The 25,393-nt window shown below is 53.0% G+C and carries 21 protein-coding genes and 1 pseudogene; 7 read left to right on the top strand and 15 right to left on the bottom strand.

All coding sequences use genetic code 11. The annotated features are described in order from the left end of the window. Position 1: 1 nt before the first annotated feature. The 5 genes from AC0YNV_RS27895 to AC0YNV_RS27875 all read right to left on the bottom strand — a co-directional run bounded on the left by AC0YNV_RS27895 (position 2) and on the right by AC0YNV_RS27875 (position 5,634). Complete coding sequence (locus AC0YNV_RS27895) at positions 2-850, bottom strand: Gfo/Idh/MocA family protein (protein WP_475770970.1); 849 nt, start codon at positions 848-850, stop codon at positions 2-4. After that, positions 754-1,089, bottom strand: coding sequence for a hypothetical protein (locus AC0YNV_RS27890; RefSeq protein ID WP_475770969.1), 336 nt, complete (start codon positions 1,087-1,089; stop codon positions 754-756). The genes AC0YNV_RS27895 and AC0YNV_RS27890 overlap by 97 nt, the downstream gene beginning before the upstream one ends. A gap of 18 nt (positions 1,090-1,107) precedes the next feature. Further along, a complete protein-coding gene (locus AC0YNV_RS27885; RefSeq protein WP_475770968.1) occupies positions 1,108-3,519 on the bottom strand; it encodes a glycoside hydrolase family 31 protein in 2,412 nt (803 codons plus the stop codon). Between the two features lie 267 nt (positions 3,520-3,786). Further along, positions 3,787-4,644 (bottom strand): creatininase family protein, encoded by an 858-nt coding sequence (locus AC0YNV_RS27880; RefSeq protein ID WP_475771099.1) that lies wholly within the window; start codon positions 4,642-4,644, stop codon positions 3,787-3,789. 21 nt (positions 4,645-4,665) lie between these two features. Further along, a complete protein-coding gene (locus AC0YNV_RS27875) occupies positions 4,666-5,634 on the bottom strand; it encodes an aldo/keto reductase (RefSeq protein ID WP_475770967.1) in 969 nt (322 codons plus the stop codon). 389 nt (positions 5,635-6,023) lie between these two features. Here AC0YNV_RS27875 and AC0YNV_RS27870 point away from each other — a divergent pair, with 389 nt between their 5' ends. Both AC0YNV_RS27870 and AC0YNV_RS27865 read left to right on the top strand, forming a co-directional pair. Beyond that, positions 6,024-6,953: a phytanoyl-CoA dioxygenase family protein gene (locus tag AC0YNV_RS27870; RefSeq protein WP_475770966.1), complete on the top strand. Its 930-nt coding sequence runs from the start codon at positions 6,024-6,026 to the stop codon at positions 6,951-6,953. A 167-nt stretch (positions 6,954-7,120) separates the two neighbouring features. After that, positions 7,121-8,755: a hypothetical protein gene (locus tag AC0YNV_RS27865; RefSeq protein WP_475770965.1), complete on the top strand. Its 1,635-nt coding sequence runs from the start codon at positions 7,121-7,123 to the stop codon at positions 8,753-8,755. On the opposite strand, the gene AC0YNV_RS27860 is transcribed toward AC0YNV_RS27865, so the two are convergent. From AC0YNV_RS27860 to AC0YNV_RS27845, 4 genes are all read right to left on the bottom strand, one after another. Further along, the gene (locus AC0YNV_RS27860; protein WP_475770964.1) at positions 8,743-8,997 is read right to left on the bottom strand and encodes a hypothetical protein; all 255 of its coding nucleotides are present in this window, start codon (positions 8,995-8,997) and stop codon (positions 8,743-8,745) included. The two genes, AC0YNV_RS27865 and AC0YNV_RS27860, sit on opposite strands and share 13 nt — an antisense overlap. An 893-nt stretch (positions 8,998-9,890) precedes the next feature. Next, a complete protein-coding gene (locus tag AC0YNV_RS27855) occupies positions 9,891-10,613 on the bottom strand; it encodes a VOC family protein (protein ID WP_475770963.1) in 723 nt (240 codons plus the stop codon). Between the two features lie 42 nt (positions 10,614-10,655). Further along, positions 10,656-12,206 (bottom strand): RNA polymerase sigma factor, encoded by a 1,551-nt coding sequence (locus AC0YNV_RS27850; protein ID WP_475770962.1) that lies wholly within the window; start codon positions 12,204-12,206, stop codon positions 10,656-10,658. 90 nt (positions 12,207-12,296) lie between these two features. Continuing rightward, a complete protein-coding gene (locus tag AC0YNV_RS27845; protein ID WP_475770961.1) occupies positions 12,297-12,872 on the bottom strand; it encodes a dihydrofolate reductase family protein in 576 nt (191 codons plus the stop codon). A 143-nt stretch (positions 12,873-13,015) separates the two neighbouring features. Here AC0YNV_RS27845 and queF point away from each other — a divergent pair. Further along, positions 13,016-13,352, top strand: a pseudogene (gene queF / locus AC0YNV_RS27840) (preQ(1) synthase); the annotation flags it as partial. 622 nt (positions 13,353-13,974) lie between these two features. Here the strand turns inward: queF and AC0YNV_RS27835 are convergent. The 5 genes from AC0YNV_RS27835 to AC0YNV_RS27815 form a co-directional block, all read right to left on the bottom strand. Then, positions 13,975-14,973: an alpha-L-fucosidase gene (locus AC0YNV_RS27835; RefSeq protein WP_475770960.1), complete on the bottom strand. Its 999-nt coding sequence runs from the start codon at positions 14,971-14,973 to the stop codon at positions 13,975-13,977. Positions 14,974-15,003: 30 nt separating this feature from the next. Next, entirely contained in the window at positions 15,004-15,849 is an 846-nt protein-coding gene (locus tag AC0YNV_RS27830; RefSeq protein WP_475770959.1) for a helix-turn-helix transcriptional regulator, read from the bottom strand. Positions 15,850-15,958: 109 nt separating this feature from the next. Beyond that, on the bottom strand, positions 15,959-16,780 hold the full coding sequence (locus tag AC0YNV_RS27825; protein WP_475770958.1) for a carbohydrate ABC transporter permease: 822 nt from the start codon (positions 16,778-16,780) through the stop codon (positions 15,959-15,961). Continuing rightward, the gene (locus AC0YNV_RS27820) at positions 16,780-17,652 is read right to left on the bottom strand and encodes a carbohydrate ABC transporter permease (RefSeq protein WP_475770957.1); all 873 of its coding nucleotides are present in this window, start codon (positions 17,650-17,652) and stop codon (positions 16,780-16,782) included. Before AC0YNV_RS27820 ends, AC0YNV_RS27825 begins: the two co-directional genes overlap by 1 nt. 130 nt (positions 17,653-17,782) lie before the next feature. Further along, a complete protein-coding gene (locus AC0YNV_RS27815) occupies positions 17,783-19,150 on the bottom strand; it encodes an ABC transporter substrate-binding protein (RefSeq protein ID WP_475770956.1) in 1,368 nt (455 codons plus the stop codon). Between the two features lie 231 nt (positions 19,151-19,381). Between AC0YNV_RS27815 and AC0YNV_RS27810 the strand changes: the two genes are divergently transcribed. The 3 genes from AC0YNV_RS27810 (at position 19,382) to AC0YNV_RS27800 (ending at position 23,704) form a co-directional block, all read left to right on the top strand. Beyond that, positions 19,382-21,226: a cache domain-containing sensor histidine kinase gene (locus AC0YNV_RS27810; protein ID WP_475770955.1), complete on the top strand. Its 1,845-nt coding sequence runs from the start codon at positions 19,382-19,384 to the stop codon at positions 21,224-21,226. Between the two features lie 72 nt (positions 21,227-21,298). Continuing rightward, a complete protein-coding gene (locus tag AC0YNV_RS27805; RefSeq protein WP_475770954.1) occupies positions 21,299-22,045 on the top strand; it encodes a response regulator transcription factor in 747 nt (248 codons plus the stop codon). Between the two features lie 210 nt (positions 22,046-22,255). Further along, a complete protein-coding gene (locus tag AC0YNV_RS27800) occupies positions 22,256-23,704 on the top strand; it encodes an ABC transporter substrate-binding protein (protein WP_475770953.1) in 1,449 nt (482 codons plus the stop codon). 193 nt (positions 23,705-23,897) lie between these two features. Here AC0YNV_RS27800 and AC0YNV_RS27795 read toward each other — a convergent pair whose 3' ends face one another. Beyond that, on the bottom strand, positions 23,898-24,410 hold the full coding sequence (locus AC0YNV_RS27795; RefSeq protein WP_475770952.1) for a MaoC family dehydratase: 513 nt from the start codon (positions 24,408-24,410) through the stop codon (positions 23,898-23,900). A gap of 233 nt (positions 24,411-24,643) precedes the next feature. Here AC0YNV_RS27795 and AC0YNV_RS27790 point away from each other — a divergent pair, with 233 nt between their 5' ends. Further along, positions 24,644-25,210, top strand: a complete 567-nt coding sequence (locus AC0YNV_RS27790; RefSeq protein ID WP_475770951.1) for a GNAT family N-acetyltransferase — start codon at positions 24,644-24,646, stop codon at positions 25,208-25,210. The last annotated feature ends 183 nt before the right edge of the window (positions 25,211-25,393 follow it).

Raw genomic sequence — 25,393 nt, 5'->3', positions numbered from 1 at the left:
TTCAAGACCGTTGCTCCAGCCCGAATTCTTTCTTGATATCGCTGACCTTGACAAGCTGGCCACCCGCATTGATACTTCGTTCCATGGCGACCATCAGCGCAAGGGTATGAACAGCCTCCTGCGCGTCAGGCAGCGGTGTGATTCCCGCGTCCAGACAATCGGCAAAATATTCGATGTAATTCTGATATTCCCCGGCATGATGAGTGTTTCCTTCAAAACGGAAATAATAGAAATGTTTATAATCGAAGGAATGCGAAACCGCTCCTTCACCGGCAAAATGAGTATGGTACCTCATATTGGAGTATTCCGCCCGGCTGGTTCCTTCCGTTCCCCGGATAACACATCCGATTGAAGGCTCGACCTCCTGCCCGAGCGACGGCTGGGTGTAGCTCCCGGCAATCTGGGCCATGCGTCCTTCTCCGTCCCGAAGGAGGAAACGCATGGTATCCCAGCTGGCAGGGCCCAGCTTGCTGCTGGAATCGCTCGTACGGCCAAATCCGGTTACCTCGGTAATGCCGGGCAAATACCAGCGGACCAGATCAACCGCATGAATCATAAAGCCGTACATCCAGCTGAAGCCCTTCTGACGGCTCCAGTCCTTTTCCAGAAACCATCTTCCATCCGTAATGTAGTGGGACTCCACAATCTGAATGTCGCCGTGGCGCCCTTTATCATAATCCTCGCGCTGACGGATCATCGGCTCGAAGAACCGGGAGCTTTGGCCGACAAATACTTGTTTCCCCGTCCGCCCGATCACCTCCAGCAGCTCGCCCGCCCCTTCCAGCGAAGGCAGCAGCGGCTTCGTGCAGATGACATGCTTGCCGGCTTCAAGAGCCTGGCAAACATGCATGAGATGCAGCTGATCCGGGGTATAGATGGCAATGACCCGATATCGGGATGGTCCAGCAAATCCTGGTATTCCGTTGTCCAGCGGGAGAAGCCGAATTCTTCGGCGCGCCTTACGCAGATTTCGGGATTTTTGTCGCAGACGAGCTGAAGATCCCACCGTTTGCTGTTCAGGGCTGCGGACATAATACTGCGGCCTTCCCCAAGTCCGATGACGCCAAGCTTGTATTTTTTCTGTGTCATGATCATCGCTTCCTTCACCTACAACTGAATAGTCAACGCCGAGCCTTCATATTCGACCGTCTGCCGGGCCGGTATGCCAGCTTCATCCAGATAGCCCATGCCTTCCGTCATTACTTTCACCTGGAAGCTCCTCTTGGCGTTCATCCCGCCGTACGATCCCTGACGGCTTCCGAAGGTAAGCGTTCGGGATTGATCATGGTAAAGAAGAGTCACAGCTGCATGCTCTCCCTGCTCATAGCCGTAACCATCCCCCTCGTCCTCGTAGAGGACAAAGCTGCCGTCAGCTCCGCCGTAAATCAGAAGGGTCCATGGGGCATCCGGCTGTTCGCCGGAATGCTGCACATCGGGTCCAATCGGCACGATGGAGCCGGCGCGTACGAATAATGGCATCGTAGCAAGTCCGGCGTCTGCGTCTATTGTCTGCCCGCCCCCATAATAATCGCCGGTCCAGAAGTCATGCCAGGATGTCCCTGCCGGCAGATAGACGCTGCGGCTGTGATCATTACCGTCTCCGGCTGCCTGCTCCAGCACCGGATTCACCAGCAGTGCAGGTCCGAACATATATTGATCGCCAATATTATAACCGGCCGCATCATGGCGGAAATCAAAGGCCAGCGGCCGCATCATCGTATAGGCTTGATGGGTAACAGCCCCCGCAAGCGAATACAAGTAAGGAAGCAGCCGGTAACGCAGCCGGATAAACTTCACCAGCGTGTCATAAATGACGGTGCCCGGCTCGCCGAATCTCCATACCTCCCGCGGCGTGTCCGTCCCGTGTGAGCGGAAGATCGGCAGAAAGGCGCCATATTGGAACCAGCGCAAATAAAGCTCCCGGTAAGCCGGATCTTCGCAGCCGTCATTATAATCCCCGTCCCAGAACCACTGCTCTTTCTTCGCTGTGAAGAATGCCCCGATATCCGAGGTCCAGTACGGCACGCCGGTGGCAACAAAGTTCAGCCCGGCAGGAATCTGCTTGCGCAGCGTATCCCATTTGGCCGCCGTATCGCCGGACCATGTAATCGCTCCGTAGCGCTGCTGCCCCGAAAATGCCGAGCGTGTCAGGTTGACGACCCGCTTCTCTTCGGTGGTCGCGCGCTGACCTTCGTAGATGCCTTTGGAATGCTGCAGGGAGTAGGCGTTAATATATTCCGGATCGAGATATTTCTTGGATTGACCGGTATTGACCAGCAGGCGCTGCTCAGGCTCGAGCCGGACTTCTCCGTTCCAATCCGCCTCGAACGGCTCGGTGCAGTCGCACCACCAGGCGTCGATGCCGTGAGCGAATAATCCCTCGTTCGCCTGCTTCCAGTACAAGCTGCGCGCTTTCTCGCTGAACGCATCGTAGGTGGCGCGGTTTCCAAGCAGCGTGTTATGCTCCTTCATCTCCAGATGATTGGGCCCGTCATTATTCATAATCGGCCAAATCGAGACCATCAGCTTCGCATGCTTCTCATGAAGCTTGCGCATCATCTGATCGGGATCCGGGAACCGCTTGGGATCAAACGATTTCTGGCCCCACAGATCGCCGGTCCATGACCGCCAATCGAGAATAATCAGATCCAGCGGGATTTTGCGCTCCCGATACTCTTCCACGACGGCAAGCAGCTCAGCCTGGGATTCATAGCGCTCTTTGGACTGCGCGTAGCCGAAGGCCCATTTCGGCAGCATCGGCGCTGCGCCGGTAAGCTGGCGGTATCCCGCCACAACCTCATCGAGCTCGGGACCGTAGATGAAATAATAATCCAGCTCGTCTTCCACTTCCGACCACAGATAAGAGCCATGGACATCATCATGAAAGGTCATCAGGCTGTAGCTGTCGACAAGCACGCCATATCCTTTCGTGGAGACCAGCATAGGAACGACGGCTTTCATATTTTGCTGATACAGATATTGGCTGGTGCCCCGTAGGTTCATAATCCCTTCCTCATGCGAGCCCAGGCCGTACAATGCTTCCCCGGTCTCCCATTCAAAAGCAAGCTTCGTATGATACGCACGGCGTGCCCGGGCTTCCCTGGCCTCAGCCTGGACGCGCACGCCATCGACGGACATGCTCGATTGAACCTCAGAGCTATCGTCATAAATGAAGGTTACTGCTTCCGTCGGAACAAGTGTTTTGCCGCCGGTCTGCGGCTCTCGTGTAAGCAGCCCGCCCTGCTTGTCGCGCCAGGTGAAGGCGGCTGTGGCCTTATTTATCTCGAGAACCAGCTCGGTTGTGCGCAGAGTCACGGTCAAATCGGATTCTTGGATCTCCCACTTTGTACCAGTGCTTGCCTCCTTGAGGACAGCCAGGCTTGGCTTGGTACTGAAGGATCCCTCCAAGGTATAAACGACATGGATAATCGAAGGGGAAACAGGCTCCACCTTGATTCGGCCTTTAGTGGTTATCAGAACCAGGCCGCCGTCTGATTGCTCATAGCTGATGATCTCCATCCATAAAACTCCTCAGCGATAAATTTGAAAGCAGGGGTTGATACCTGCCAAATGAAGGCAGGCTTGCCGAAAACACAGTTTGCTCTGGACCGGTATGAAGGCACGTTTGCCTTCATATAGTTTGCTCTAGAGCGCTATCAAGGCGGGATTTCCGTCATATCTGACCGGAAACAAGGCTGCTTCCCGGCAATTATATGCTGCTCCGGCTTTTGCCAAAATGAAGATTACCTTCCGGCAATGAAGGCCATTATCAGCCTTTAAGGCAGACTATCTAATACATTCATAAGGCTTCCATCGGGAATCCTCCGGAACCGGCTCCTGGGCAGGATATGGCGAGGCGGTTCGCCACTGGCCTTTACTTGTGAGCAATTCGGCATATATCGATTCTATCGCCGCATAATCAATAACCGCAGAGACTTCCGGCTGCTCCCTGATCTCGGCCAGGAGCCTGCCTGTGATCTCTCCTAACTGGAGCAGCGAATCCTCCATGATCCGCTCGCCAAGCTGGCTTGACGCCTCACCGGCATCTGCCCCCAGCGCAAGCCGTCCGCCGCTTCCGGGCAGGCTCTCCAGCTCACGCCGCGATTCATCGATCAAATCCGGACGCAGATACATCAGCTGCGAAATCTCATATTTGCCTGCATGGTCGCCGTCATGGAGCCCTCTTACCAGCTCGGGGTCGCTGCCGACCCACATTGCCACTGGAATCCGGCTCTGAAACAGCTCCGCAGCCCTCCGCAAATCCTCCTGATTCCCGCCGCTGTGGCCGGATACGACGATAATTCCTTTGAAGCCCGCATTCACGAACGCTCTTAACTGATACAGGAAGAAATACAGCATCACATGCGGCGGCATTGCCGTCATATGCGGATTGATCTCCCCTACCTCTTCCCTCAGCCAAGGCGCGTGATACCCTGCCTCATGAATGTGGTAGCCCAGTGACGGGGCAACAATTCCGCCGCCGCGCCGCGCCGCTTCGGCGCACAGATACTCCGCCTTGATCGTGTCCAGGCCGTACGCGCTGATCTGTCCATGCGGCTCGCAGATGCCAAGCGGCAAATAAACCAAGGGACATTCCTCCAGCAGCTGCCGGAATTCATCCGGGAACAGCTCCGACCACAGCACCTTCGTCAATTCACTCGCCCCCTATTTATAGAAATTGCGGAACCATGCATGCTTCTTCAGCTTCTGCACCTGCTCCTCCGGCAGCCCGCGGCCGTCGCCAAGCGCGCAGTTCATCTCCACTTCGCGGCTCCTCAGCATGCCCGGAATAACGGTCGATACGCCGGGATGCGAGAGTATAAAACGCAGCGCGATCTCGGGAAGCTGCTCCATGGAAGCGTCCAGATCGCCGGCAATCGCTTTCACACGGTCGTATACTTCCTGCTTGCGGTCATCGCGGAAATACCCGTTGCGGAAGTCGCCCTCCGGGAATGTCGTATCCGGGCCTACGTTGCCGGTAAGACCGCCTTCATCAAGCGGTACACGGATGATCGTGCCGACATTGTGCTTGATGCATGCCGGCAGCAGCTTTTCCTCCGGCGTCTGATCGAAAATATTATAAATGAACTGCACCGTATCGATTACGCCGCTCTCCAGCGTTTTTATCGCATTGTCCGCCTCATGATCGTTAATGGAGATCCCGAAGGCGCGGATTTTACCCTGCTCCTTCAGCTTGACCACCGCATCCAGCCAGTCGCCCTCGCCGCTCCAGGAATCCAGCCACACATGCGTCTGGAGAACATCAATCGTCTCCAGTCCAAGATTCCGCAGGCTGTTCTCCGCGCATTTCATGATATGCTCAGCCGTAAAGCCTTCTTCAACAGGGGTTCCGGCAACCGCCGGCCATTTGAGATTGATCGGCGATACCTTGGTCGCGACATGGATCGTTTCGCTGCGCGATTTGATCAATTCGCCGACCAGCCGCTCGCTGTGTCCATTGCCGTAGCCCATTGCCGTATCGATAAAATTAATGCCCCGGTCAATGGCGAGATTCAGCGCCCGCAGCGACTCGTCATCCTCTGCGCCTACCCAGCTGGTCTTGCCGATTCCCCATGCGCCGAATCCAACCTCCGATATACGCAAGCCCGATTTTCCCAATGTTCTATAATTCATAGTCATTAATCTCTCCTTCTTCAGTCCTTATCGTGTGCTTACCAAAAGTATAGCGGAATGCGCTCCGGCAAACTTGTCAGGACATGGCCTTACATTTGCGATTTTGTTCAATATCCGGATGGTTCCCTTGCCGGGACGTTTGCCGCACGGGTATTATTGTAGGAATCCGATGCTGGATACCGCTGTATCCCGATTTCATCCAGCCTCAGGCTTCTTTTCCCGCTATCGCCTGGACTGTTATTTTCCACCACTTATGCGGCATTTGGCAGACGAAAAGCATTTTGAACAAAATTGCAAATTTGGAGGCGTGTTAAGAAAAGTAAGCGGTTGCCCGCTATGTTACGATGTTCCTGCAAGCAAAACGACGAACATAAAGGAGACATGAACCCATGTTGACTCAACAACAAATCGACTACTTTCATGCGAACGGCTATTTGATCATGAGAGGTTTATTTAAAGGCAAAGAGCTGGAGCTGCTGCAAAAAGCAGCCGATTCGACGCAAGCGGAAGGCGTAGCGCGGGAAGGCGAGGAGCACCGCTATTATAAAAATAAAGATGGCAGTGAAACCTACTGGCGTTCGGAGAAAATGTGGCAGCGGGACGATATTTTCCAGGCGGCTACCGTCAATCAGGAACTATTGGAAAATATTGGACAAATCATCGGACATTCCTTCTACCCGTGGAATGACTCGCTTGTCGTCAAGCTGGCCAATTCCGGCGCGCCCGTTCATTGGCACCAGGACCCGCCGTATGGCGCCGCCAAACGCACTGAAACCTTCGGCATTCCCAACTTCACCACCGATATTTATTTGAACCATTCCGGTGCGGACAACGGCGGCGTATTCGCTATTCACGGGCGCCATCTGGTGGGCCATGTGGATTTGAAGCAGGTGTCCGAGGAAGACCTGTACAATAACTGCGGAGCCGTACCGCTGGAGATGGAGCCCGGCGATGTGCTGTTCCACTGCCTGTCCACGCCGCATGGCTCGTCCTTCAATTATTCCGACAAACAAAGACGGATTTTCTATGTGCATTATGTGAATGAAGATGTGTATCAGGACAGCTATGCGCCTGAAGCCTGGGCCAAGGATCTGCCGGGCTGGAGCGAAGAACGCCGCGAGGCCATCCAGACGATGCTGAAGAAAAGAGTGGATATGGGCTTTGACGCGACCGATCTGAGCGGGGATATCAAGCTTAACGAGCGCGGCTTCAAATTCCATGGCGAAACGACAACACCGCCCCGCTATTGGGAGCAGCTGCAAGCGCAATATACCGACGAGGAACGGGCGAAGCTGAAAGTCGTTCATACAATCAAGTGAGCCAATAACCATAAATTTTAAATTATTACCATTTATATCCTAAAGGATGAGAACCATAACTTCAAAGTTGAAGACAAAGCCGATGTCCCGTTTCTAACGTGTGCATCGGCTTGCTTTTCTTTAGTTGTAATCAAATTTATGAACAACCTCTTGAAGGGAGCTTATTTATGAAATTCGGTATTCAAGGAACCGTAATCGGCTGGCAGGACCCGTGGGCCGGCGAAGCATCGGACCGGGTAATGCGAACGGGAACGGGCAGCATCTATCCTTCTCAGGACGCAGCCCCGGGCAGGCATGCCTTCATGCGGGCGCTGCAGGAGCTCAGCGCAGAATTCTATGTTCATCATCTGTTTCCGGGACTTGAAGGGCAGAAGGAGCTGCTCGAGGATGCCAAGTCTTATGGCATTGAATTATGTCTGGGCAATGAATATGGGAACATTAACGGCCCCTGGGTGGAAGGCACCAACCGCTATGATATGCCGGACGACGCTCTGCGGGAAGCGGCGGCCAGCGGGAAGCTTATCGGACTGCTGTACGACGAGCCCGAGCATCTGCAGATTAATGCGGGTCAATACCGCAAGGATGGCTGGTTCCCGCATTGGGGCTCCTGCGAAGTGGAGGATCTGAATGAGGCGCGCCGCCTGATGACGGATTCGGTTGCGCGGCGTGTCCGCCATGTGCGGGAGATTCTGGCCCGGGCGGGCTTCGACGCTTCGAAGGTCCCTCTCCTCAGCGAGCAGGTATTTCCGGTGCTGTTTCACGCACAAGCCCGCGGAGGAATGGCGCTTTGCCCGAAAATCATGAAGGAATCGTTCCAGCCGCTGCAGCTGGCGAACGCTCTGGGAGCGGCCAGGCAATACGGGCGCGACATGTGGATTTGCGCGGATCTATGGGGGCCCGACGTGGGGCCGTGGCCGATCCGTACGCCGGGATTTCCCGGTCATTCGCCCGAAGAATTCGGGTCGGCGCTGCGGATGGGTTATTACATGGGTCCAAGCCGCCTGTTTACGGAGAATGTGGATGTGCTTCTGCAATTCAAGGAGGATGTGTTCCGCAAGACGGCTTTCGGCGAGGTATGGGAGGCATTTGTCCGTGAATTCGTTCCGGCTAATCCCTTGAGCTGGACGCACCGGGATGCGGATCCCGATATTGCCGTTATTCATTCCGACGACAGCAATTACGGCCAGAACGAGCGGCTGTTCGGATCTCGTGAACTGGCGGTGCCAGCTTCTTCCCGTTCGGTGTTCGACGTGTGGCATCTGCTTAGCGGCGGTTCAATTCCTGCCCACGGCAATAATATGCATATTGCCGGATTCGATTTCCCGCGCCATGAGCTGAAGCGACTGGTTCCTGCTGCTGAGTTCCCCCTCTGGGAGGGGAAAACACTCGACGCTCCAGCCAATATGCATCCACTGTTCTACCCGTCGGGCAATGTGCTGGTCTATGATGAATTCGTCACAGATGCGCAGCTTGGGAATCCCGGGCTGATTGTCGTAGCAGGCTCGTCTGTCTCTGACGAGACGCTCCTTGCGGTTCGCAGAAGAGCGGAATCCGGCGGCGCTACCGTCATTGCGGCGAAGTGGCTGCTTCCTCCACAGTGGCAGGAAGCGCGGCAATTCTCCGGAGGCGGAGCATGGCTGCCGACGACGGACTTCCTCGCGGATGCCGTGATGGAGCAGGCTTCTCACCTGATGGGAGCGCGCGACTGCTGGATGCAGCGCTTCGGCAGCTCGGAGGTGCGGATGTACAAACGCGATTCTGCCGGTTTTACGCTCGATTTTGAAGTCCGTCAAATTCGCTGACCTTCGCAGTCCGGCAGAATTAATGATTCGCGGCAAGGATTAGAGAACACAGCCCTGCGGCGGCCAGTCATCCGGCGGTATTTCGTTTTTGTCTGACGGAAGAAGCGTTCGTGGTCATTATTCGTTCGAGGCACATGAGGAGCGTCGTAGCGAGTAAACAGGCCATTCCAAAATCCCTTGGTGTACGCTAACACGTTATTCACCAACACTTCGTCGCCGGGCTTGTTGTAGTTCTGTTGCATCCAATTGAGGGGATGCTCCATGTGGAAGCGCACGGACTCGCTCGTCTGATCGGGCGAGGGTTCCAAGAGTTTCGCTATTTGCAAAATGACGCTTTGCCAGCGACGAACGGCCTCGTAAGTTTGCTGAAATTCACTCAGTTTACTAAATATTCTGCTAATTCTTTTCAGGAGCGCGAGCCCCTTTTTTAGTCAAGCTTCGGTCCAGCGATTGCCGAACGGCTTGAGCATTTTCAAAGACACGAACACCAGGTAGATTCAAGAGGCGGGTTCCCGTCCTCGAGCAAAATGGAACGCATGGCGGCTAAATAATCCTTTGCGATCTCTGCTTCGGTAGACGTCTCCTTCTCGACGTGATGTTTGAAGCGTAGCTCTCCGACGGAGCGTAGAGATATTCTTTTTCCAAGCGGTATGGTGGCGTCTCAACTTGTTACCGCAGTCGGGGCAGGTTTCGATTTCCGCCCGAAAGTAAATTTTCTTCTCAGGTACGATTCGATTTTTCGGTAAGGGCATATAAGGAAGACCTCCGTCGATTAGCTTCTCACTACTTCGACAGAGGTCTTGGAATATCCAGTTAGTCAATTGGTCAACCGTAGTTTTTTTCCTATGCCAGCATAATTAACGAACAACCCCCTCAAATCGGAAACATAGAGGGACAATCCGTCGATCTCTCCCGGGAATACCCACAAAAGGATCGGCTATCTCACGATATCCTCCCATCGGAAATAACCACAATTTCGTGCGTTATTCGAGCCTCTGTGTCGAAGTTCTGCTGGAATCCCGGGTATTGCGACAGTGAATTGTGGCTATTTGACCGGGACAAGCCCGAATGTGGTAAATACCACTCCAAATTGTCGCTATTCGTTTCCAGGCTGGCCGATCAGGAGGAAATTCCGTCACGCATTGGCCTCGCACACGATAAACTCGTTGCCGTCGGGATCGCCGAACACGAAGCAGCGGACGCCCATCCGGGTTTCCATGCCGCGGGCGACGGTCGCTCCCTTGGCTTGCACATGAGCCAGAGCCGCATCCAGGTCAGGGGTCTCGATAATGCCGACAGGCTTGCCGGATTCGCAAAGCCGCTTGTCGTCGAAGAGCAGGTGCGCGCCCTTCTCCAGCCGGATGCAGCGGAGCTCAGGGAATCTGGAGTCCGGCTCGGCGGTTCGCGCGACCAATGTTTCGTACCATTCCACGGTTTCATTCAACGTATCGGTATGGATCAGCACATGACCGATCTTCGACAGAAGCGCATGCGCCGGCTTCGATTTGGCCGTTTCCGGCATCCGGTGCGCCTGGCAAATCAGTTTCGAATTGACGGTAAAGACGGAGATATACTCGTCGCTGAACACGTCGGTCAATGTGTCGTACCGCTGACCGGCACAGAAATCGTAAGCGGAGGCGATATCCTTCGAATCAAACATCATGGTGGACGGAGACCCCCAGGCATTGCTGTCGAGGATGACCTCCGTACCATCGAAGTCGAAGATGTATATGCCGTCTTCATGTTCTCTCGGGACAATATGCCGTTCGAGCAAATTGGCGTACCATTCAGTTGCCAGCTTCAGATCGCGAACCGGCACGAACACGGACGGCACGCGAGGCGAGATCGGGTGGGACATGTTGAACTTCCTCCTTCAATTGGGATATTGGGATTTTTGTAATCATGATCCGGCGATGACAGCTTCAATTCGCGCGATGCCTTCTTCTTCCGCATCCCATGCCGCCTGCAGCCCCTCCTGGATATCCCGCCACCGATTCGCGGGGCTGCCGCCGTAGCCGAACGGGAACCGCGGGTAGAGCCGCACGAACCACTTGCTCACTTGCTTGTAGCAATCGGCCGCCGCCAGAAGTTGAGTTCTGCGATCTGCACCGCGGGATCTATCCGCCAGCAGTTCCAGGAAAGCTGCGGCTTGCTGGCGCGCCTCGGCCAGAATGGCGACCTGGTAAGCATGTCCGCTCAGATCGAGCGTGTTGCGCCGAGCCCCTTCCAGCCAGACGCGATAACCATCCAGACCGAAGACGTAGCCCTTGAGCGGCGGCTCCTTGCCCCGGGCATGATCGACAATCGCCCGAAGCACCGTGTCCTCCGATGAAGGTGGCGACACCCTTCTTCGCAATCCGAAGACGAAGACCGGCCGTTCGTCGGTTTGCCGTCCTAACTGGTCATAACGATAAACCCGCGTTTCCCCGCTGTATCCCTTGTATCGGATCTCCTGCGAACGATCGTCGTACCCGTGGGCAAAGCCCATTTCGTTCCGCTCCATATTCCAAATAACGGACGGAATCCCCCGATCGACCGATCCGTGGACGACTGACAGCATTCGGACCTGCATGTCGGGCGTCATCGTCGTCTGCTGCGGTCTACCGACACAAACTCCGCTGAAGCCGAGCCGTTCGACGGTCCGGTATGCCGCATAGCTCCAGTCGAACGTCAGTATGCCATGCCAATCGCAATTTTCCGGCATATTGACGCGGAAAGCCTCCGTCGAAATTCCCATCAGATCCGTATACGTGAAATTCGTAATATCGGCCGTGCCCAGCGCTTCGCCGATCATGGCCGAGATGAACGCATAAGGCCTCGGATAGGTCGGCGCCGGCAGCAAACAGGAGCTCGGGTGACCGTGCGTTTCCCGTTCCAGCAAATAGGCGGCAATCTCTTCCCGGAACCGCTCGTCGTTCACTTTGAGCCGGGCTCTGGAGAGGATGTTGTAGACATTGCTTTTCTTCATATTATAGCGGTCCGCCAGTTGTTCCGGCGTAGCTTCTTCATTGGCGGCGGCGTCCAGAACGTCCCGCGCCTGCTTGGACAGCTTGGCGAGCGAGCGGCGAACCAGCTCGGCGCTGGCCTCTTGCTCTTGCCACTCACGGATCTCGTCGGACCGGCCGCGATTCGCAGGTCCCGCCTCGGGCATCTCCTCGATGGCGATCGTGCGCCGGTTGTCCCCTCCGCGGATCGCATTGATCGCCATGCGGCGGATCATCAGACGGAACCAGGCGGCGAATTTATGATCGTCCTTCAACTGGTGCAGCTTGTCTTTCATGCGGATGAACGCTTCCTGCACGATATCGTCGGCCAAGTAGGGATCGCGGACGATACTTTGCGCCCACGACATCGCCGCCGCGCGATACCGGTTGAAAATCGTCTCATATGCCGCATGGTCGCCTTGTCGGATACGCGTTAACAAGTCCTTCAAATCCAACGAATGATCCACGATGCCTCCTTGTGATGGTGAAACCTGCTGTATGCACACCCTAGCAGGATAACCAAGTTATTCGACGAATAGCGGGACTTTCCTGCCGGATTATTTCTGCACCTGATAATGGAGGCAGACAACGCCGGATGGCAGTGTTTTGCTATCAAGCAGTTTAAGGCGAAGCTTGTCGTCGATCCCCTTGAATAACGGCAAACCGCAGCCGACCACGATAGGCGACACCGTAATTTGAAATTCGTCGATCAAGCCGAGCTGCATTAGACTGTGCCCTAACCCGGGGCTGCCGAGGATCATGATGTCCTTGCCTGGCTGTTGTTTCAGTTTCATGATTTCTTCCGCCGCATTGTCTTTCACCAATCGGGTGTTGACCCAGTCTATGTTGTCCAAAGTGGAGGAGAATACGATTTTGGCCGTGCGATCCAACCACTTTGAATGTTCGACTTCGTGCGGCGTGGCCGACGGATTCGAAGGCACGGTCGGCCAATAGTCCTTCATGATAAGATACGTCCCGCGTCCCCACAAAATCGTGTCTACCGTGCTCAGAAGGTTATCGGCGTGTTTCGCCAAGTCGTCGTCATAGGAAATCCAATTGATGTCCATCGTTCCGTTCGGTCCTTCGACGATGCCGTCCAGCGATGCATGCAGGAATAATACGACTTTTCTCATTGTTCATTCTCCTTTTGTTCTTTAGGTTTCTCCTATCACAGGAACCCGCTGGGGGCGCCTTCGATATGGATTCGATCTATAGACACAATGGAACTTCATTTTCTATCACAGTCTTCGAAATTTTTTTTTTTGAATTCCATCAGGTGGGGAGATTCACCTTCGAGCGGAGGCTGGAGATTGCCGAAGGGCTGGAGGCATTCGAGAATAAGCATCCGTACCGGGATTATTTCGTCAAATTCAACTACCCCGAGTTTACGAGCCTTTGCCCCGTCACCGGGCAGCCGGATTTCTCCACCATCTATATTTCCTATATCCCGGACCGCAGGATGGTCGAGATCAAATCGCTCAAAATGTACCTGTTCAGGTTCCGGAATCACAGGGATTTCCCCGGAGACTGCGTCAACATCATTGAACGATCTCATACGGCTGATGGAGCCTCGCTATATCGAAGTATGGGGGAAGTTCACGCCGAGAGGCGGCAAACGAAAGCCAGCCATCGTCGCATTACGGGACTACGGAATTGGAATACCTACATTCAGCGTAATGGCGAAATGATCATCGTTTTTGGTACATGACGTATTCAACCATGGGCACATAAAGGGCCGTTTGTGCACAGTTGGTTACTCATCTTTCAAGGAACGAAAGAGCCAATGGAAAATGAGATAGAGCGAACACGTTTAAAGTCGGCGTTTTAACCGGGATCCTCTGGCATATCTGGATAAGCTGGAGAAAGAATGGGATCTCGTTTGTAATAGTTAGTTAATTATTCTGTCGTAGAAAAAAAGCCGCGAAGGTATGGTTCCCTTGAGGCTTAAAATCCATTAAATCATGCTTTATTTTTTTCTCAATCCTTCAATCACATCTACGGATAATCCGGTAATCTCAGCGACAAATGCGTTGTCCTGTCCGCTTTGAATCAGCTTCAGGGCCACTACCTTTTTCTCCTCTGCTTTTCCTCCGGCATTATTGGTTCTATTATATCGTTTGTATTCCAGGGTTGGAAAATCGACCGCAAAGAAAAAAACCAGGCGATATCACGCCTGGACTGACTCTTCCTAATGGATTGTATGCTGTTAAGTGATTTACAGATCTAGCCTGCCCTTCACTTGCCCTTCAAGAAAAGCTCGATAACGGGAACCGTAACATTCGGCTTCTTGACCGGGAGCTCCAGCGTCAAGGTGCCGGCCTGGCGGCCTTCATTGAATGCTCCGGCCTCCATTGTCATTTCCTGCTCGCCCTGAATCATCCGGATCTCGGAGGCATCATGCAACAGCTGCGCATATTCCACCTGGCCGAAGCAGCCCTGAAGATGAATATGCTTGAACGGCCAGTTGAAAATATGCAAATAAAGCCGCCCAGCTTCCTCATTATACGTAAACCGGCAATCAACCGGGCACTGGAACGATTCCGGAGCGGCGCTGCAGCCGTAAATGGATCGCTTGTGGCGCTTCATCCAGCCGCCGATGCCCTTCAGCCGGCCAATCGCCCGCTCGTCGAATTCGCCCCGTCCGGTTGGGCCGACATTAAGCAGCAGATTGCCGCCCTTGCTGACCGTATCGATCAGCATCTGAACGAGCATATCGACGCTTTTCCATGATTCTTCGTCGCGATAGTAACCCCATGAACCGCTGAAGGTATGACAGGCCTCCCAGACCACGCGCTGCCCATTGACCTTGATCCATTCGCGGGGCTGATACTGCTCCGGCGTTATGATATCTCCCGGCAGCTGCAGCCGGTCATTCAGCAGAATATCCGGGCGCAGCCCGCGGATCAGCTTCACCAGCTTCTCGCTCTGCCACTCTTCCTTGCCTTTCCCCGCGAAGCCGGCCTCGGCCGCAATCGAGAAATCATAGAACAGGAGATCGATATCGCCGTAATCGCTCAGCAGCTCCCGTGTCTGCCCATGCAGATAATCGACATATTTGCTGAAATCACGGCTTTTGCTATCTTCGACAAATCGTTTGTCATTGCGCTCTGGATGCTTCACATCCACGGTATAATCCGGATGATGCCAGTCAAGCAAGGAATAATATAAACCTGCCCGTATATCCCGCGCGCGGAAAGCATCCAGCATCGGCCGAAGCAGATCGCGACCGGTCATTGCGCGAAATCCTCCTGTAAAACGCTGAATTCACATCGCCTTCTTGGTCTGATTGCGGAATTCTCTGGGCGATATGTCGCGGTACTGCTTAAAATGCTTGTTGAAATAATGAATGGAATTATAGCCGCACTCGAAAGCGATATCCGTGACCGACTTATTCGTCGTCTTGAGCAGATACATGGCAATCTGCATCCGCAAACGATGGATGAACTGATTCGGCGTTACGCCGACGGCCTGCTTGAAATTCGTATAAAAATAGGTTTTCCCCTTGCCGTACAGCTCGATCAAATCATGAACGTCGATATCCTCGGTGATATGACGCAAAATATATTCCACAGCGGACACGACGCCGGAGTCGATTTCAACCTCCGCATCCCCGGTTCGTGCCGAAGCATCCATCGCATAGCGGAAGACATTGACCAGGATATCAATGAAATACATGAATTGATTCGCTTCCCAGCCCGGGAGCTGTTTCTCCTGCTCCTCATACGCTTTGACCGCTGCAGTCTGGATGCTGTGCGCAAAGGCCGAGGAAGCCGGGATATGCGGCGAAGCCGACTCGGTATAAAAAGGATATAGCAGCCGGTAGCCGTAAGGAATCAGCCGGACGATGGAAGGGGAAAACAAGACCATAATCCACTTGATCGGTTTGTCTGCCTCATCGGCCAGATTATAATGCGGCGCGTAAGGGCGGAAAATAAACACGTCCCCCCCTTCGCCCGTATAGGATTTGTTCAATAATTGAAACTGCGCCTTGTTCTCCAGCAGGACGTTGATTTCCAGCAAATCATGCATGTGCAGCTCATGCTCCACTTCGCCATCGATTCTCATCTCGATCTTGAGCTCTTGCTCCAGCCTCAAATCATGGAAAAACATCGCGTTGACCTCCTCTATGAACTGGTGAACAAGTCCCGGCTGCGCATGCACATCACCCGTGCTCCATTCAATAAACCTTCCGTTCTCTCACTCACGCCCCCGCCGGTAATCAGCCTTTCACCGAGCCGGAGGTCATACCTGAGATGATATACCGCTGGCCCAGCAAATAGATCACGATAACCGGCAGGGTGGTCAATACGATATCGGCCGAAACCAGATTCCAGTTGACCGAGAACCGTCCGAAGAAGTTGTAGACCGCCAGCGTCATCGGCCAATTCTCCGAGCTGTTCAGGTAATACAGCGGCAGGACGAAGTCATTCCAGGCCCCCATGAAATTCAGAATCGCCACGGTCACGATAACCGGGGTCAGGAGGGGCAGCACAATGGAGAAGAACAGCCGCAGCGGCGGACATCCATCCACAATGCCGGCCTCATCCAGTTCTCTGGGAACGGAGCTGACGAAGCCGTAAATCAGAAATACACTGAAGGGGATGGACATGACTGCCAGCAAAATAATGATGCCCAGCTGCGTGTTGATCAGATGCGTCGCCTGCATGACCTTGGTCAGGGTGACGAAATTGATTGGCATCGCGATGCCAAGGATAACGAAGAAATAGAGAAAACGGTTGAGCCTGGTTGCATTCCTCGCAAAAACATATGCAGCAATGGACGACAGGATAATGCCCAGTACGGTCGAGGCGGAAGAATAGAGCAGGCTGTTGAAAAAAGACTGGATCAGCTTGCCCTGCTCGATGACAACGGAATAATTGCTCCAGTGGAGCTTGGTCGGCAGCGACAGACTCATGGTATTGGCCTCTGCCTGGCTTTTGAGCGAGTTGAAGATGATCAAGAGCAGCGGCAAAAACGTAATGGCGCTCAGCAGCCAGGCGAAGCCGTTGCGTAGAAAGGATTTCAGCGGTGTCATTTTCATTAGTCACGCGCCTCCTCTCTGGCCATAAGCCGTACGACAAAATAGCCGACAATCGTCATAAACAGGAACAGGATGGAGGACAGCGCGGTACCTACACCGTAGCGGCCCATGGAAAATTCCTTGAAGATCGCGGTATAGAGCACATCGGTCGCATATCCGGGTCCGCCATTGGTGAGCACATAAACGACCTCGAACACCTTCAGCCCATGCAGCAGATTGAGCACGGTTGTGACAACAAGCGCCGGCATGAGAAGCGGCAGGGTCACGAAACGGAATTTATGCCAGGCGTTGGCGCCGTCGATTTCGGCGGCCTCGTAATAGGAACGCGAGATAGCCTGCAGACCTGCCAGCAGGATGATCATGATGTAGCCGACGCCTTTCCAGGTGTCCACGCCAATGATGGATTTGAACGCCCAGTTGGCGTCTACCAGCCATTTCTGCGTCAGAACGTCGAGTCCCACGAAGCGGAGTGCGGTGTTGAGCAGGCCTGTGGCCGGATTCAGAATGGATTTGAATATCAGACCGACAACGAGCATGGGCACGATGGAAGGCATAAAGATCAAGACGCGATGAAATCCCTTCATCTTGATGCCTTCATTCACGATCAATGCGAAAATCAGGCCAAGAGCAGTCTTCAAAATAACGGTGGAAACGGTGAAATCCAGTGTATTGATAATGTAGCTCACATATTTTTCATCAGCTGCAAACAGAACCTTGAAGTTATCCAGTCCAATGAAATGTATCGTATCCGAATAGCTGTTCCAGTCGGTCAAGGAGTAATAAAATCCCATCAAGCCGGGAACAACAAAGAATATCAGATAAAGGGCTAATGTGCCGAATGTAAAATATAGCGGATAGATTTTATTTCTCACAGTATCTCATCCCCACTCGCTGGTTTGACGTTATCGAAAAAGGACATAACCCCGCTAAGGAAGCCCTCGGGCAGGGTTATGATCCGTCCGTCTTTTTATCTGGAATTGCGTATATTCAGCGCTGCGCTGCTTACTTCGTCCAGGCAGGATCTTTGGCTACAGCAGCCATGTCGGCTCTGCGTTTATCAATGCTTGTCAGCACTTCTTCAGGCTTCATGGCATTGCTCAGCATTGCCACGATATCCTTGCCCATGTCCATCCACTGCGGGTTGACATAGTTGACGTAGTCCTGGATATCGGTGCCCTTCTTGGTGTAGGTCGCCATCATTTTCTTTTGTTCAGCATTGTATTTGTCCTTCAGTCCCGAGTAGTTCAGGTTGGAAACCGTCGGATCGTTATCCAGCATGTACTGCAGGTTCTCCGGCTTCGCCAGGTAAGCCAGATACTGCTTCGCTTCTTCAATATGCTCGGAGCCGGAATAGATGAATTTGCTTGGTCCGCCCGGATTGATGTAATAAATCTGGTTGTCTGCGAGCGGGATGACGAAGTAGCCGAAGCCGTCCGCTTTCACATTCGGATCCGCTTTCTCAATATCGTTGACGAGACTTTGTGCGGCAAGCGTCATGGCGAATTGTCCGCTTGCCATTTTTGCTGCCGAATCTGCACCCGTATCCGAGAAGGCATTGTCGCCGAAATAACCCAAATCATAGATTTCTTTCAGTTGGTTCAGCGCCAGAAGCATGGTTGGATCATCGGCGAATTTCTTCTTGTTCGCGTTCAAATCGTTGTACAGATTAGGTGTGACTTCATCATAGCGGGGTCCCGGCTCGGCAAACCACAGGGTATGGTGCCAACCGTCGGCAATCGGCTCGTAGAGCGGCGTCACGCCGGAATCGCTGATTGCTTTGCAGACCGCCTTGAATTCCTCATAGGTCTTGGGGATGCTCAGGCCCAGCTTCTCGAAGATTTGTTTGTTGTAGACGATAACAAAGCTGCTTCCCGTATCCCAGATCGTTTGCGCATACACTTTGCCGTTAAGCGTCAGCTGCTCGATACTGAGCGGATCTTCACGCTGCACCCACTCTTCGCCGCTAAGGTCGACCGCATTCTTCTCCACATTGTAGTTCAGGCTGATTTCGCTCTGGCCGCTTTGGCCGCCGAACAGGTCGGTCGCTTCCTTGGCGTTCAATTTGGTTTTCAGCACATTGAAATATTGGTCGGCCGGCACGATCTGATAATCAATGCGGATGCCGGTCTCTTCTTCAAATTTCTTGGCAAGCGTCATTTCCGCATCCTTGATCCAGCCTTGGCTGGCAATATAAGTAAGTGTGATATCCTTCTTGCCGGATGTATTGCCCGTATTGCCGGCATCCGTATTATTGCCTGCCGCCGCATTCGTCCCGCCTTCATTCGATGCCTGATTGTTGTTGCCGCCGCAGCCGGCAATCAAGGCCATGATGAGAACAACGACTGCTGCCATCCCTAACGATCTTTTCATGTGACACGCTCCCCTTGGTTGATAACTCGTTTTTGTAACATGCAATTGAATCCGCTTTCACAATCGATGTGCTCCCATTATAAAATGTTTGGCAGCGGTTCCACCATGGAGAAAATAGACTCGTTTTATGTACTTTTTTTACCGAATGCGCTTTCAAATACCTTTTGACAAATGACGCAGCAGAGCGGAAAATAAAGCATGATCGGTAATCTGAGGCTCCTGGAGGCAGCTATGTGGAATAAATTCAGAAACATCCAGAGCGTTCTTTTCTTTACCTATTCTCTAATTATCGTGATTGTATTCACTGTTCTGGTGATATGGTTCTATATGTGGGCATCCGATCTGCTGAGGCAGAACGCGGCCGACACGCTTCAGAGCATGGGCCAATCCATGCAGGAGCATAACGATTCGGAAATTCAGAAAATGAATGATGTTTCCTTGAATGTCCTGTATTCCAATCTGGTCAAAACCCATTTTCAGAAGTTCATCTCCGGGGAAGAGGATGAGACCGATCCGACCGGCCTGACCAATCCCGTGATGAGCTCCATCGAGAATGCCAAGCAGCTGGCCGAGATTCTGACCGCTGCAATCGGCCCCTCAAGGCCGGTGGAGCAGCTGTATCTCTATGATTTCAAAAACAAGGTGTACGGCAACGGCTTCGACAATGGAGAGCGCACCTATGATTCCTCCAAGAAGCCATGGTACGAGCAGGTCATCAACAACACCGAGGGCAAAACTATCACGCTTCCCGTCCCCGACGAGGAGATGACCCGTTTTATTTCGTCCAGCGAGAAGCAGTACTCCATCTCCTTGTTCCGGCTTTTCTACGACAGCTACAACGAACCGATGGGCATCGTGGAGGTCAAGCAGTATTTCAACCGGATCTTCGCGAGCATGATTGAATTTTCCAAGCAAAATCCATACCAGGCCAAGGTTCTGGTTTACAACGATGCGGGGCAGATCGTCTATCCCTTGCAAGCCGATACGTCCGTATACTCTGCCTACATGAAGCTGCCGACCGGCAAGGCGGCGCAGGCGGAGAACGATTATCTGCCATTCGTGAATCCCGATACCGGCGGTAAAGAGCTGCTGTCGTACCATCATTCCAGCTTTACGGGATGGAATACCGTGATCATCGTTTCGGAGAAAAAGCTGCTTGCACCCCTGTTCGTGTTCACCAAGCGGACGGTGCTGGTTGCCTTCATCATCATGCTGTTTGCCATTCTGCTGTCCTTCGCTGCGGCCAAGCGGATCACCTTCCCCATTCTGAAAATCCACCGCACGATCCGCAGCATGCGCCTGGAGGATCTGGGAACCGGCAGGGTAGCGGCGTTGGAGCTGAACAGCGGCCTGACCGAGCTGGATCATTTGCACTTTTCCTTCCAGCAGATGAGCTCGCGGCTCAAACAGTCCATGGACGAGCTGCTTCTGTCGCAGTCGCAGGAGATGCAGGCCAAGCTTGTTGCGCTGCAATCGCAGATGAATCCGCATTTTCTCTACAACACGCTGGCTACGATCCATGCAATGGCTGAGGAAAATATGAACGAGCAGATCATCTCGATGACGGAGAACATGTCGCATTTCCTGCGTTATTTTTCGTCGGACGAATCTCTGGTGGATCTTGGGGAAGAGGTGCTGCACACCGAGAAATATCTGGAGATCAACCAGATCCGCTACGGGAAGAAGCTCCAGTACAGCATCGATATTGAGGAGAGCATCCTCAAGCTGAGGATTCCCAAGCTGATCATTCAGCCTCTCGTGGAGAATTCCCTGAAGTTCTGTACGACGAACGAGCCGCCATGGATGATTCAGGTCAAAGGGATTATACAGGATAACCGGTGGCAAATCGAGGTGTCGGACAACGGCCCGGGCTTCACGGAGGACAGCCTGAGCAGCCTGAACGGCAGAATCCGGGAGATCAACGAGACCCATGTCATTCCCGTGCTCCAGCTCGATGGAATGGGTCTGCTGAATATTTATATCCGCATGAAGCTGACTTATGGCGGGGATATGCTTTTCCGGATAGATAACCGGCCGCGGGCAGGGGCAACCATCATCATAGGCGGAACATTATAGAGGTTGTTTCCGGTGCTTAAAATCAAACTTTTGGAAGTTGCAGCATAGGAGGCGAGCAGCATCGAAGAACGTGTGCAAATCCGGATTATTGTCGCTGAGGATGAGGATCTGATCAGGAACAGTCTTGTCCGCAAAATCGAGAACATGGACGATACGCTGAAGGTTGTCGGCGCTGCCCAGGATGGCCGCGAAGCGCTGGAGCTGGCCCGCGTGAAGCAGCCTGATCTGCTCGTCACGGATATCCGCATGCCTGTGATGGATGGCATGAGCCTGATCAAGTCCATGCATCTGTACTATCCCCGCGTACGAAAAATCATTACGAGCGGTTATGCGGACTTCGAATATGCCCGCTCGGCCATGCATTACGACGTTGACGAATATTTGCTGAAACCGATTGCATCCGAGGAATTAAAGCGCGTATTGACACGAATAAAAACACTGATCGACCATGAACGTTCCGCGTTCAAGGAAAATATGAAGGGCTCTCCCAATCCGGGCGGCAATCCGGAGGAAATTGTTCAGCTGGTGCAGAGCTTCATGCGGGCAAATTTCCAGCAGGACCTCAGCATGGAGCAGATCGCGCGGAGCTTCAACTTCAACGCCTCTTATTTAAGCAAAATATTCATCAAATACGCGGAGGAGCCGCCTTCCAAATATTTGACGTCTCTGCGCATTAACGAGGCTAAATATCTGCTGACCCATCATCGGAATCTGACGATCAAGGAAGTCGGAGAACGGGTCGGCTATCCCGATCAGTTTTATTTCAGCCGTATTTTCAAGCAGGTCACCGGCTGCACGCCAAAAGAGTTCCAGAAATAATCCATTGATAAAAACTCCGTTAAAGACCGTTGGGACGTATTTTCCCAGACGGTCTTTTTTCTTATGCCATGTGCGGCGATGGGCAGATTCAGAGACAATTTGTTAACAAATTGATGAAAAAATGGACATATCTTTGCTTTACATTTAATGGGTCACGCTTATGCGATGGCAATTCAATGTATGAAAACAAATGAGAAAAGGTGGCTTATCATGAAGAAAACCGGATTTACGATCGTAGTTTGTCTGATACTGCTCTGTCTTTCCGCCTGTACCGGAAACAGCGGCAGCGGCGGTGATAATGCGGGGAGCGACGATACCGCGTCCGTTCAAAACCCGGGAAAGGCCGATGCAGGCGGGAATAATGCGGCGGGAACGAACGGTCAGGCGCAGGGCGGGAACGAAGCGCCGGACGGCCCTGTCAAGCTTGTGTTTGCGACGTTCACCCCAAGCGAGCAGCTGCAGTCGGCCAAGAAGAAGTATGAGGCGGCCCATCCCAATGTTGAGATCGAGCTGCAGACCGCGCAAGCCGAATTTACGGATCTGGATACGCAGTTGGCCAATATCGATAAATTTGTCACGACCACGAATACGGCAATGCTGGCCGGCAAGGGACCCGACCTGATGGAATTGGATATGCTGCCGGCCGGCCAATATGCAAGCCGGCATCTGCTCGCCGATTTTAACGATTTGATGAAGCAGGATGCGGCCTTCAGGAAGGAGGATTATTTCGCCAATATTTTGGACAATACGCAAATTGGCGGGGGACTCTACGGTTTACCGCTGTCATTTTTCCTCGACGGCATGGTCGGCGACAAAGACGCCATAGCAAAGGCCGGCGTACAAGTAGACGATTCGAATTGGACGTGGAATGATTTCGTCGAAACGGCGAAGCAGCTGGCAGAGAAGGGCGAGTACCCGAACGCGCTGGGCAGCAGCCCTGCCTATTTGCTGACCGAGATGGTCAGCGATAATTATGCCCTGTTCATCGACGAGGCCAGCCGCAAGGCAAACTTCGATTCGGCATCCTTCGCCAGCCTGATGGAGCAAGTCAAAAAGATGTTCGACGACGGAGTTGTTTTCGACGCTCTCGCCGGCGGCAAACGGACAAAAGTACATACTTATTTCCAGGAAACGCAATTCCAGTCGCCTATGGAGTATCTGATGACACTGAGCGGTTATGACGGCGAGGGGGAGCTGTATACGAAACCGCATGCGCAGGAACTGGGAGCGGGCGGCTATTTTACCCCCAATGGAACGATCGGAATAAATGCCGCCTCGCCCGTCAAGCAGCAGGCCTGGGATTTCGTCAAATTTATCCTGTCGGAGCAAGGCGAGGCCGAGCCGGATCTTTCACTTGGCAACACCGGCTTTGCGATCAACCGAATCGCTTTCGACAAACAGATCAAGGAGCTGCGCGCCAAAGGAGAGGTGCCTGCCTACAAGAACGGCCCCGCGGAAACCGACGCGTTCAAGTTCGACCCCGCTCTGCTTGACGGGCTGGAAGGCAGCGTGACGGGAGCGGTTCATTCCGTCGGCAGAAATTCGAAGATAACCGATATCATTACGGAAGAAAGCGAGGCATTCTTTAAGGGCCAGAAATCGGCGGCGGACGTTGCAAAGCTCATTCAGAGCAAAGCGGATCTGTTCCTCAACGAATAAGCCGCAGATACTTTATCCGGTGTCATGATGTGAGGACGATCATAATTGCCTGGCGTTATTTTGGTAGTCAAAAGAACCTCCGACCCCACTTAAGCAGTGGATCGGAGGTTCTTTTATGTAAAATTCGGATGACTGATTCATAGGACCGCTGTTGGGAGAACCCCAAGTCTGTGCATACTTTTTCAGATATGCCTTACTTCTTCTCGACCTGATCCTGCCACTGCTCCGGTTGGCGATACTTGACCGTTTGCAGATGCTCGCAATACAGCACAAGCTCGCCCTCGTTTTTATAGATTTCATAGCTCACGCGGATAAGTCCCATTTCCTTATACTTCGGTCTTTTGTCCATATGAGTTCTGATTGTATAGATGGTATCTCCTATGAAGACGGGCTTGATAAATCTAAGCTTGTCGTAGCCGTAGCTGAAAGTATGGATATTATTGTGTGCCATTAACCCCAAGCCATAGCTGAAGACCATCGCGCCCGCAACCAGCCTTTTCTGGAAAAGCCCTTCTTCTCTGGCAAATATCTCGTCCCCCACATAAGGATGCATATCAAGAACGAGCGAATTGAACAGCATGCTCTCGCCTTCGGAAATCGTTCTGCGTATCGATCTTACCTGCTTTCCGGGCTCGAATTCCTCGTACATCCAATCCTCGGTATTATAAACGGGAAGATGCTGATGGGGTCTGGTTTGTTCGGACATTTTGGCGGCTGCTCCTTTGCTTTCAGTTTTTATTGGTATTCTGGTAGTACCAAGAAAAAGAATAGCATGATTCCTTCCGGCCGGCAACTTTTGTTTCCGGATTCGATGTTGGCATAGAAGCAATCCGCCTGCTTTCCGTTCAATTTCCACATTATTCCTTCGCCTTCATCTACTCTTCATCTTCCTGGCCTATAATGACTCTATCCACTCCCTAGCGAAAGCCGGTATGTCTGATGATTAATGGCTCGCAGCCATTCCCGCTGCTGCAGACCAAGCGTTTGTATTTAAGACAGTTGAGAATCTCGGACGATCATGATTTGTACAGCGTATACGCCGATGCGCAGGTTACGAGGTTTCTGGATTGGTACGGTCCCGGCTCGGTAGAGGAAGCACGGGAGCTGATTCAATCCTGGAACAAGCATTATGAGATGAAGTCGCTCCTGCCGTGGGGGATTGCCAGAAAGACGGATGATGCTCTGATCGGCACGATTATGTACATGCCCCTTAGAGGAACGTTCGAGACGGAACCGCTGTTCCCGATTACGATCGGTTTCGAGCTGGCACGGCCTTACTGGAATCAGGGGCTGATGACCGAGGCGCTGGAGGAAGTAACGACTTACGGCGCCCATCATATCGGCGCGCACCGGATTCAGGCCGATGTGCGGCCAGAGAATGAAGCCTCCATCCGTTTATTGAAAAAATGCGGGTTCAAGGTCGAAGGATTGCTGAAAAAATATCTCAAGCACGAGGTCACGAAGATTTTTCTCGATGTGATTGTGCTTGCCCTCATTACGAGCTGAGCCGGTCTCGGCCGGATTGACGCAGCATCCTTCATGACTTCTTGTATGCCAGAAGAGATAGCTCGGCTCTTGCCGTCCTTAGAAGCGCAGCATGTTTCTTCACAACGCATGGATCCATACTTTTATATTTAGAAAAGGGACTGCTCCTCGGGTTTTCAAACCCTCGGGCAGCCCCTTTTTTTA

The organism is Paenibacillus sp. JT31N11 (assembly GCF_056269285.1).
Note: the sequence above shows the minus strand (reverse complement) of the source record. Positions and strands in the feature narration are given on the sequence as shown.

Bases quoted from the DNA above. Each gene is read 5' to 3' on its own strand.
- AC0YNV_RS27895 (WP_475770970.1), bottom strand. From the start codon at position 850: ATGCATGTTTGCCAGGCTCTTGAAGCCGGCAAGCATGTCATCTGCACG.
- AC0YNV_RS27890 (WP_475770969.1), bottom strand. From the start codon at position 1,089: ATGACACAGAAAAAATACAAGCTTGGCGTCATCGGACTTGGGGAAGGC.
- AC0YNV_RS27885 (WP_475770968.1), bottom strand. From the start codon at position 3,519: ATGGAGATCATCAGCTATGAGCAATCAGACGGCGGCCTGGTTCTGATA.
- AC0YNV_RS27875 (WP_475770967.1), bottom strand. From the start codon at position 5,634: ATGAATTATAGAACATTGGGAAAATCGGGCTTGCGTATATCGGAGGTT.
- AC0YNV_RS27870 (WP_475770966.1), top strand. From the start codon at position 6,024: ATGTTGACTCAACAACAAATCGACTACTTTCATGCGAACGGCTATTTG.
- AC0YNV_RS27865 (WP_475770965.1), top strand. From the start codon at position 7,121: ATGAAATTCGGTATTCAAGGAACCGTAATCGGCTGGCAGGACCCGTGG.
- AC0YNV_RS27860 (WP_475770964.1), bottom strand. From the start codon at position 8,997: ATGCAACAGAACTACAACAAGCCCGGCGACGAAGTGTTGGTGAATAAC.
- AC0YNV_RS27855 (WP_475770963.1), bottom strand. From the start codon at position 10,613: ATGTCCCACCCGATCTCGCCTCGCGTGCCGTCCGTGTTCGTGCCGGTT.
- AC0YNV_RS27845 (WP_475770961.1), bottom strand. From the start codon at position 12,872: ATGAGAAAAGTCGTATTATTCCTGCATGCATCGCTGGACGGCATCGTC.
- AC0YNV_RS27835 (WP_475770960.1), bottom strand. From the start codon at position 14,973: ATGACCGGTCGCGATCTGCTTCGGCCGATGCTGGATGCTTTCCGCGCG.
- AC0YNV_RS27830 (WP_475770959.1), bottom strand. From the start codon at position 15,849: ATGTTTTTCCATGATTTGAGGCTGGAGCAAGAGCTCAAGATCGAGATG.
- AC0YNV_RS27825 (WP_475770958.1), bottom strand. From the start codon at position 16,780: ATGAAAATGACACCGCTGAAATCCTTTCTACGCAACGGCTTCGCCTGG.
- AC0YNV_RS27815 (WP_475770956.1), bottom strand. From the start codon at position 19,150: ATGAAAAGATCGTTAGGGATGGCAGCAGTCGTTGTTCTCATCATGGCC.
- AC0YNV_RS27810 (WP_475770955.1), top strand. From the start codon at position 19,382: ATGTGGAATAAATTCAGAAACATCCAGAGCGTTCTTTTCTTTACCTAT.
- AC0YNV_RS27800 (WP_475770953.1), top strand. From the start codon at position 22,256: ATGAAGAAAACCGGATTTACGATCGTAGTTTGTCTGATACTGCTCTGT.
- AC0YNV_RS27795 (WP_475770952.1), bottom strand. From the start codon at position 24,410: ATGTCCGAACAAACCAGACCCCATCAGCATCTTCCCGTTTATAATACC.
- AC0YNV_RS27790 (WP_475770951.1), top strand. From the start codon at position 24,644: ATGATTAATGGCTCGCAGCCATTCCCGCTGCTGCAGACCAAGCGTTTG.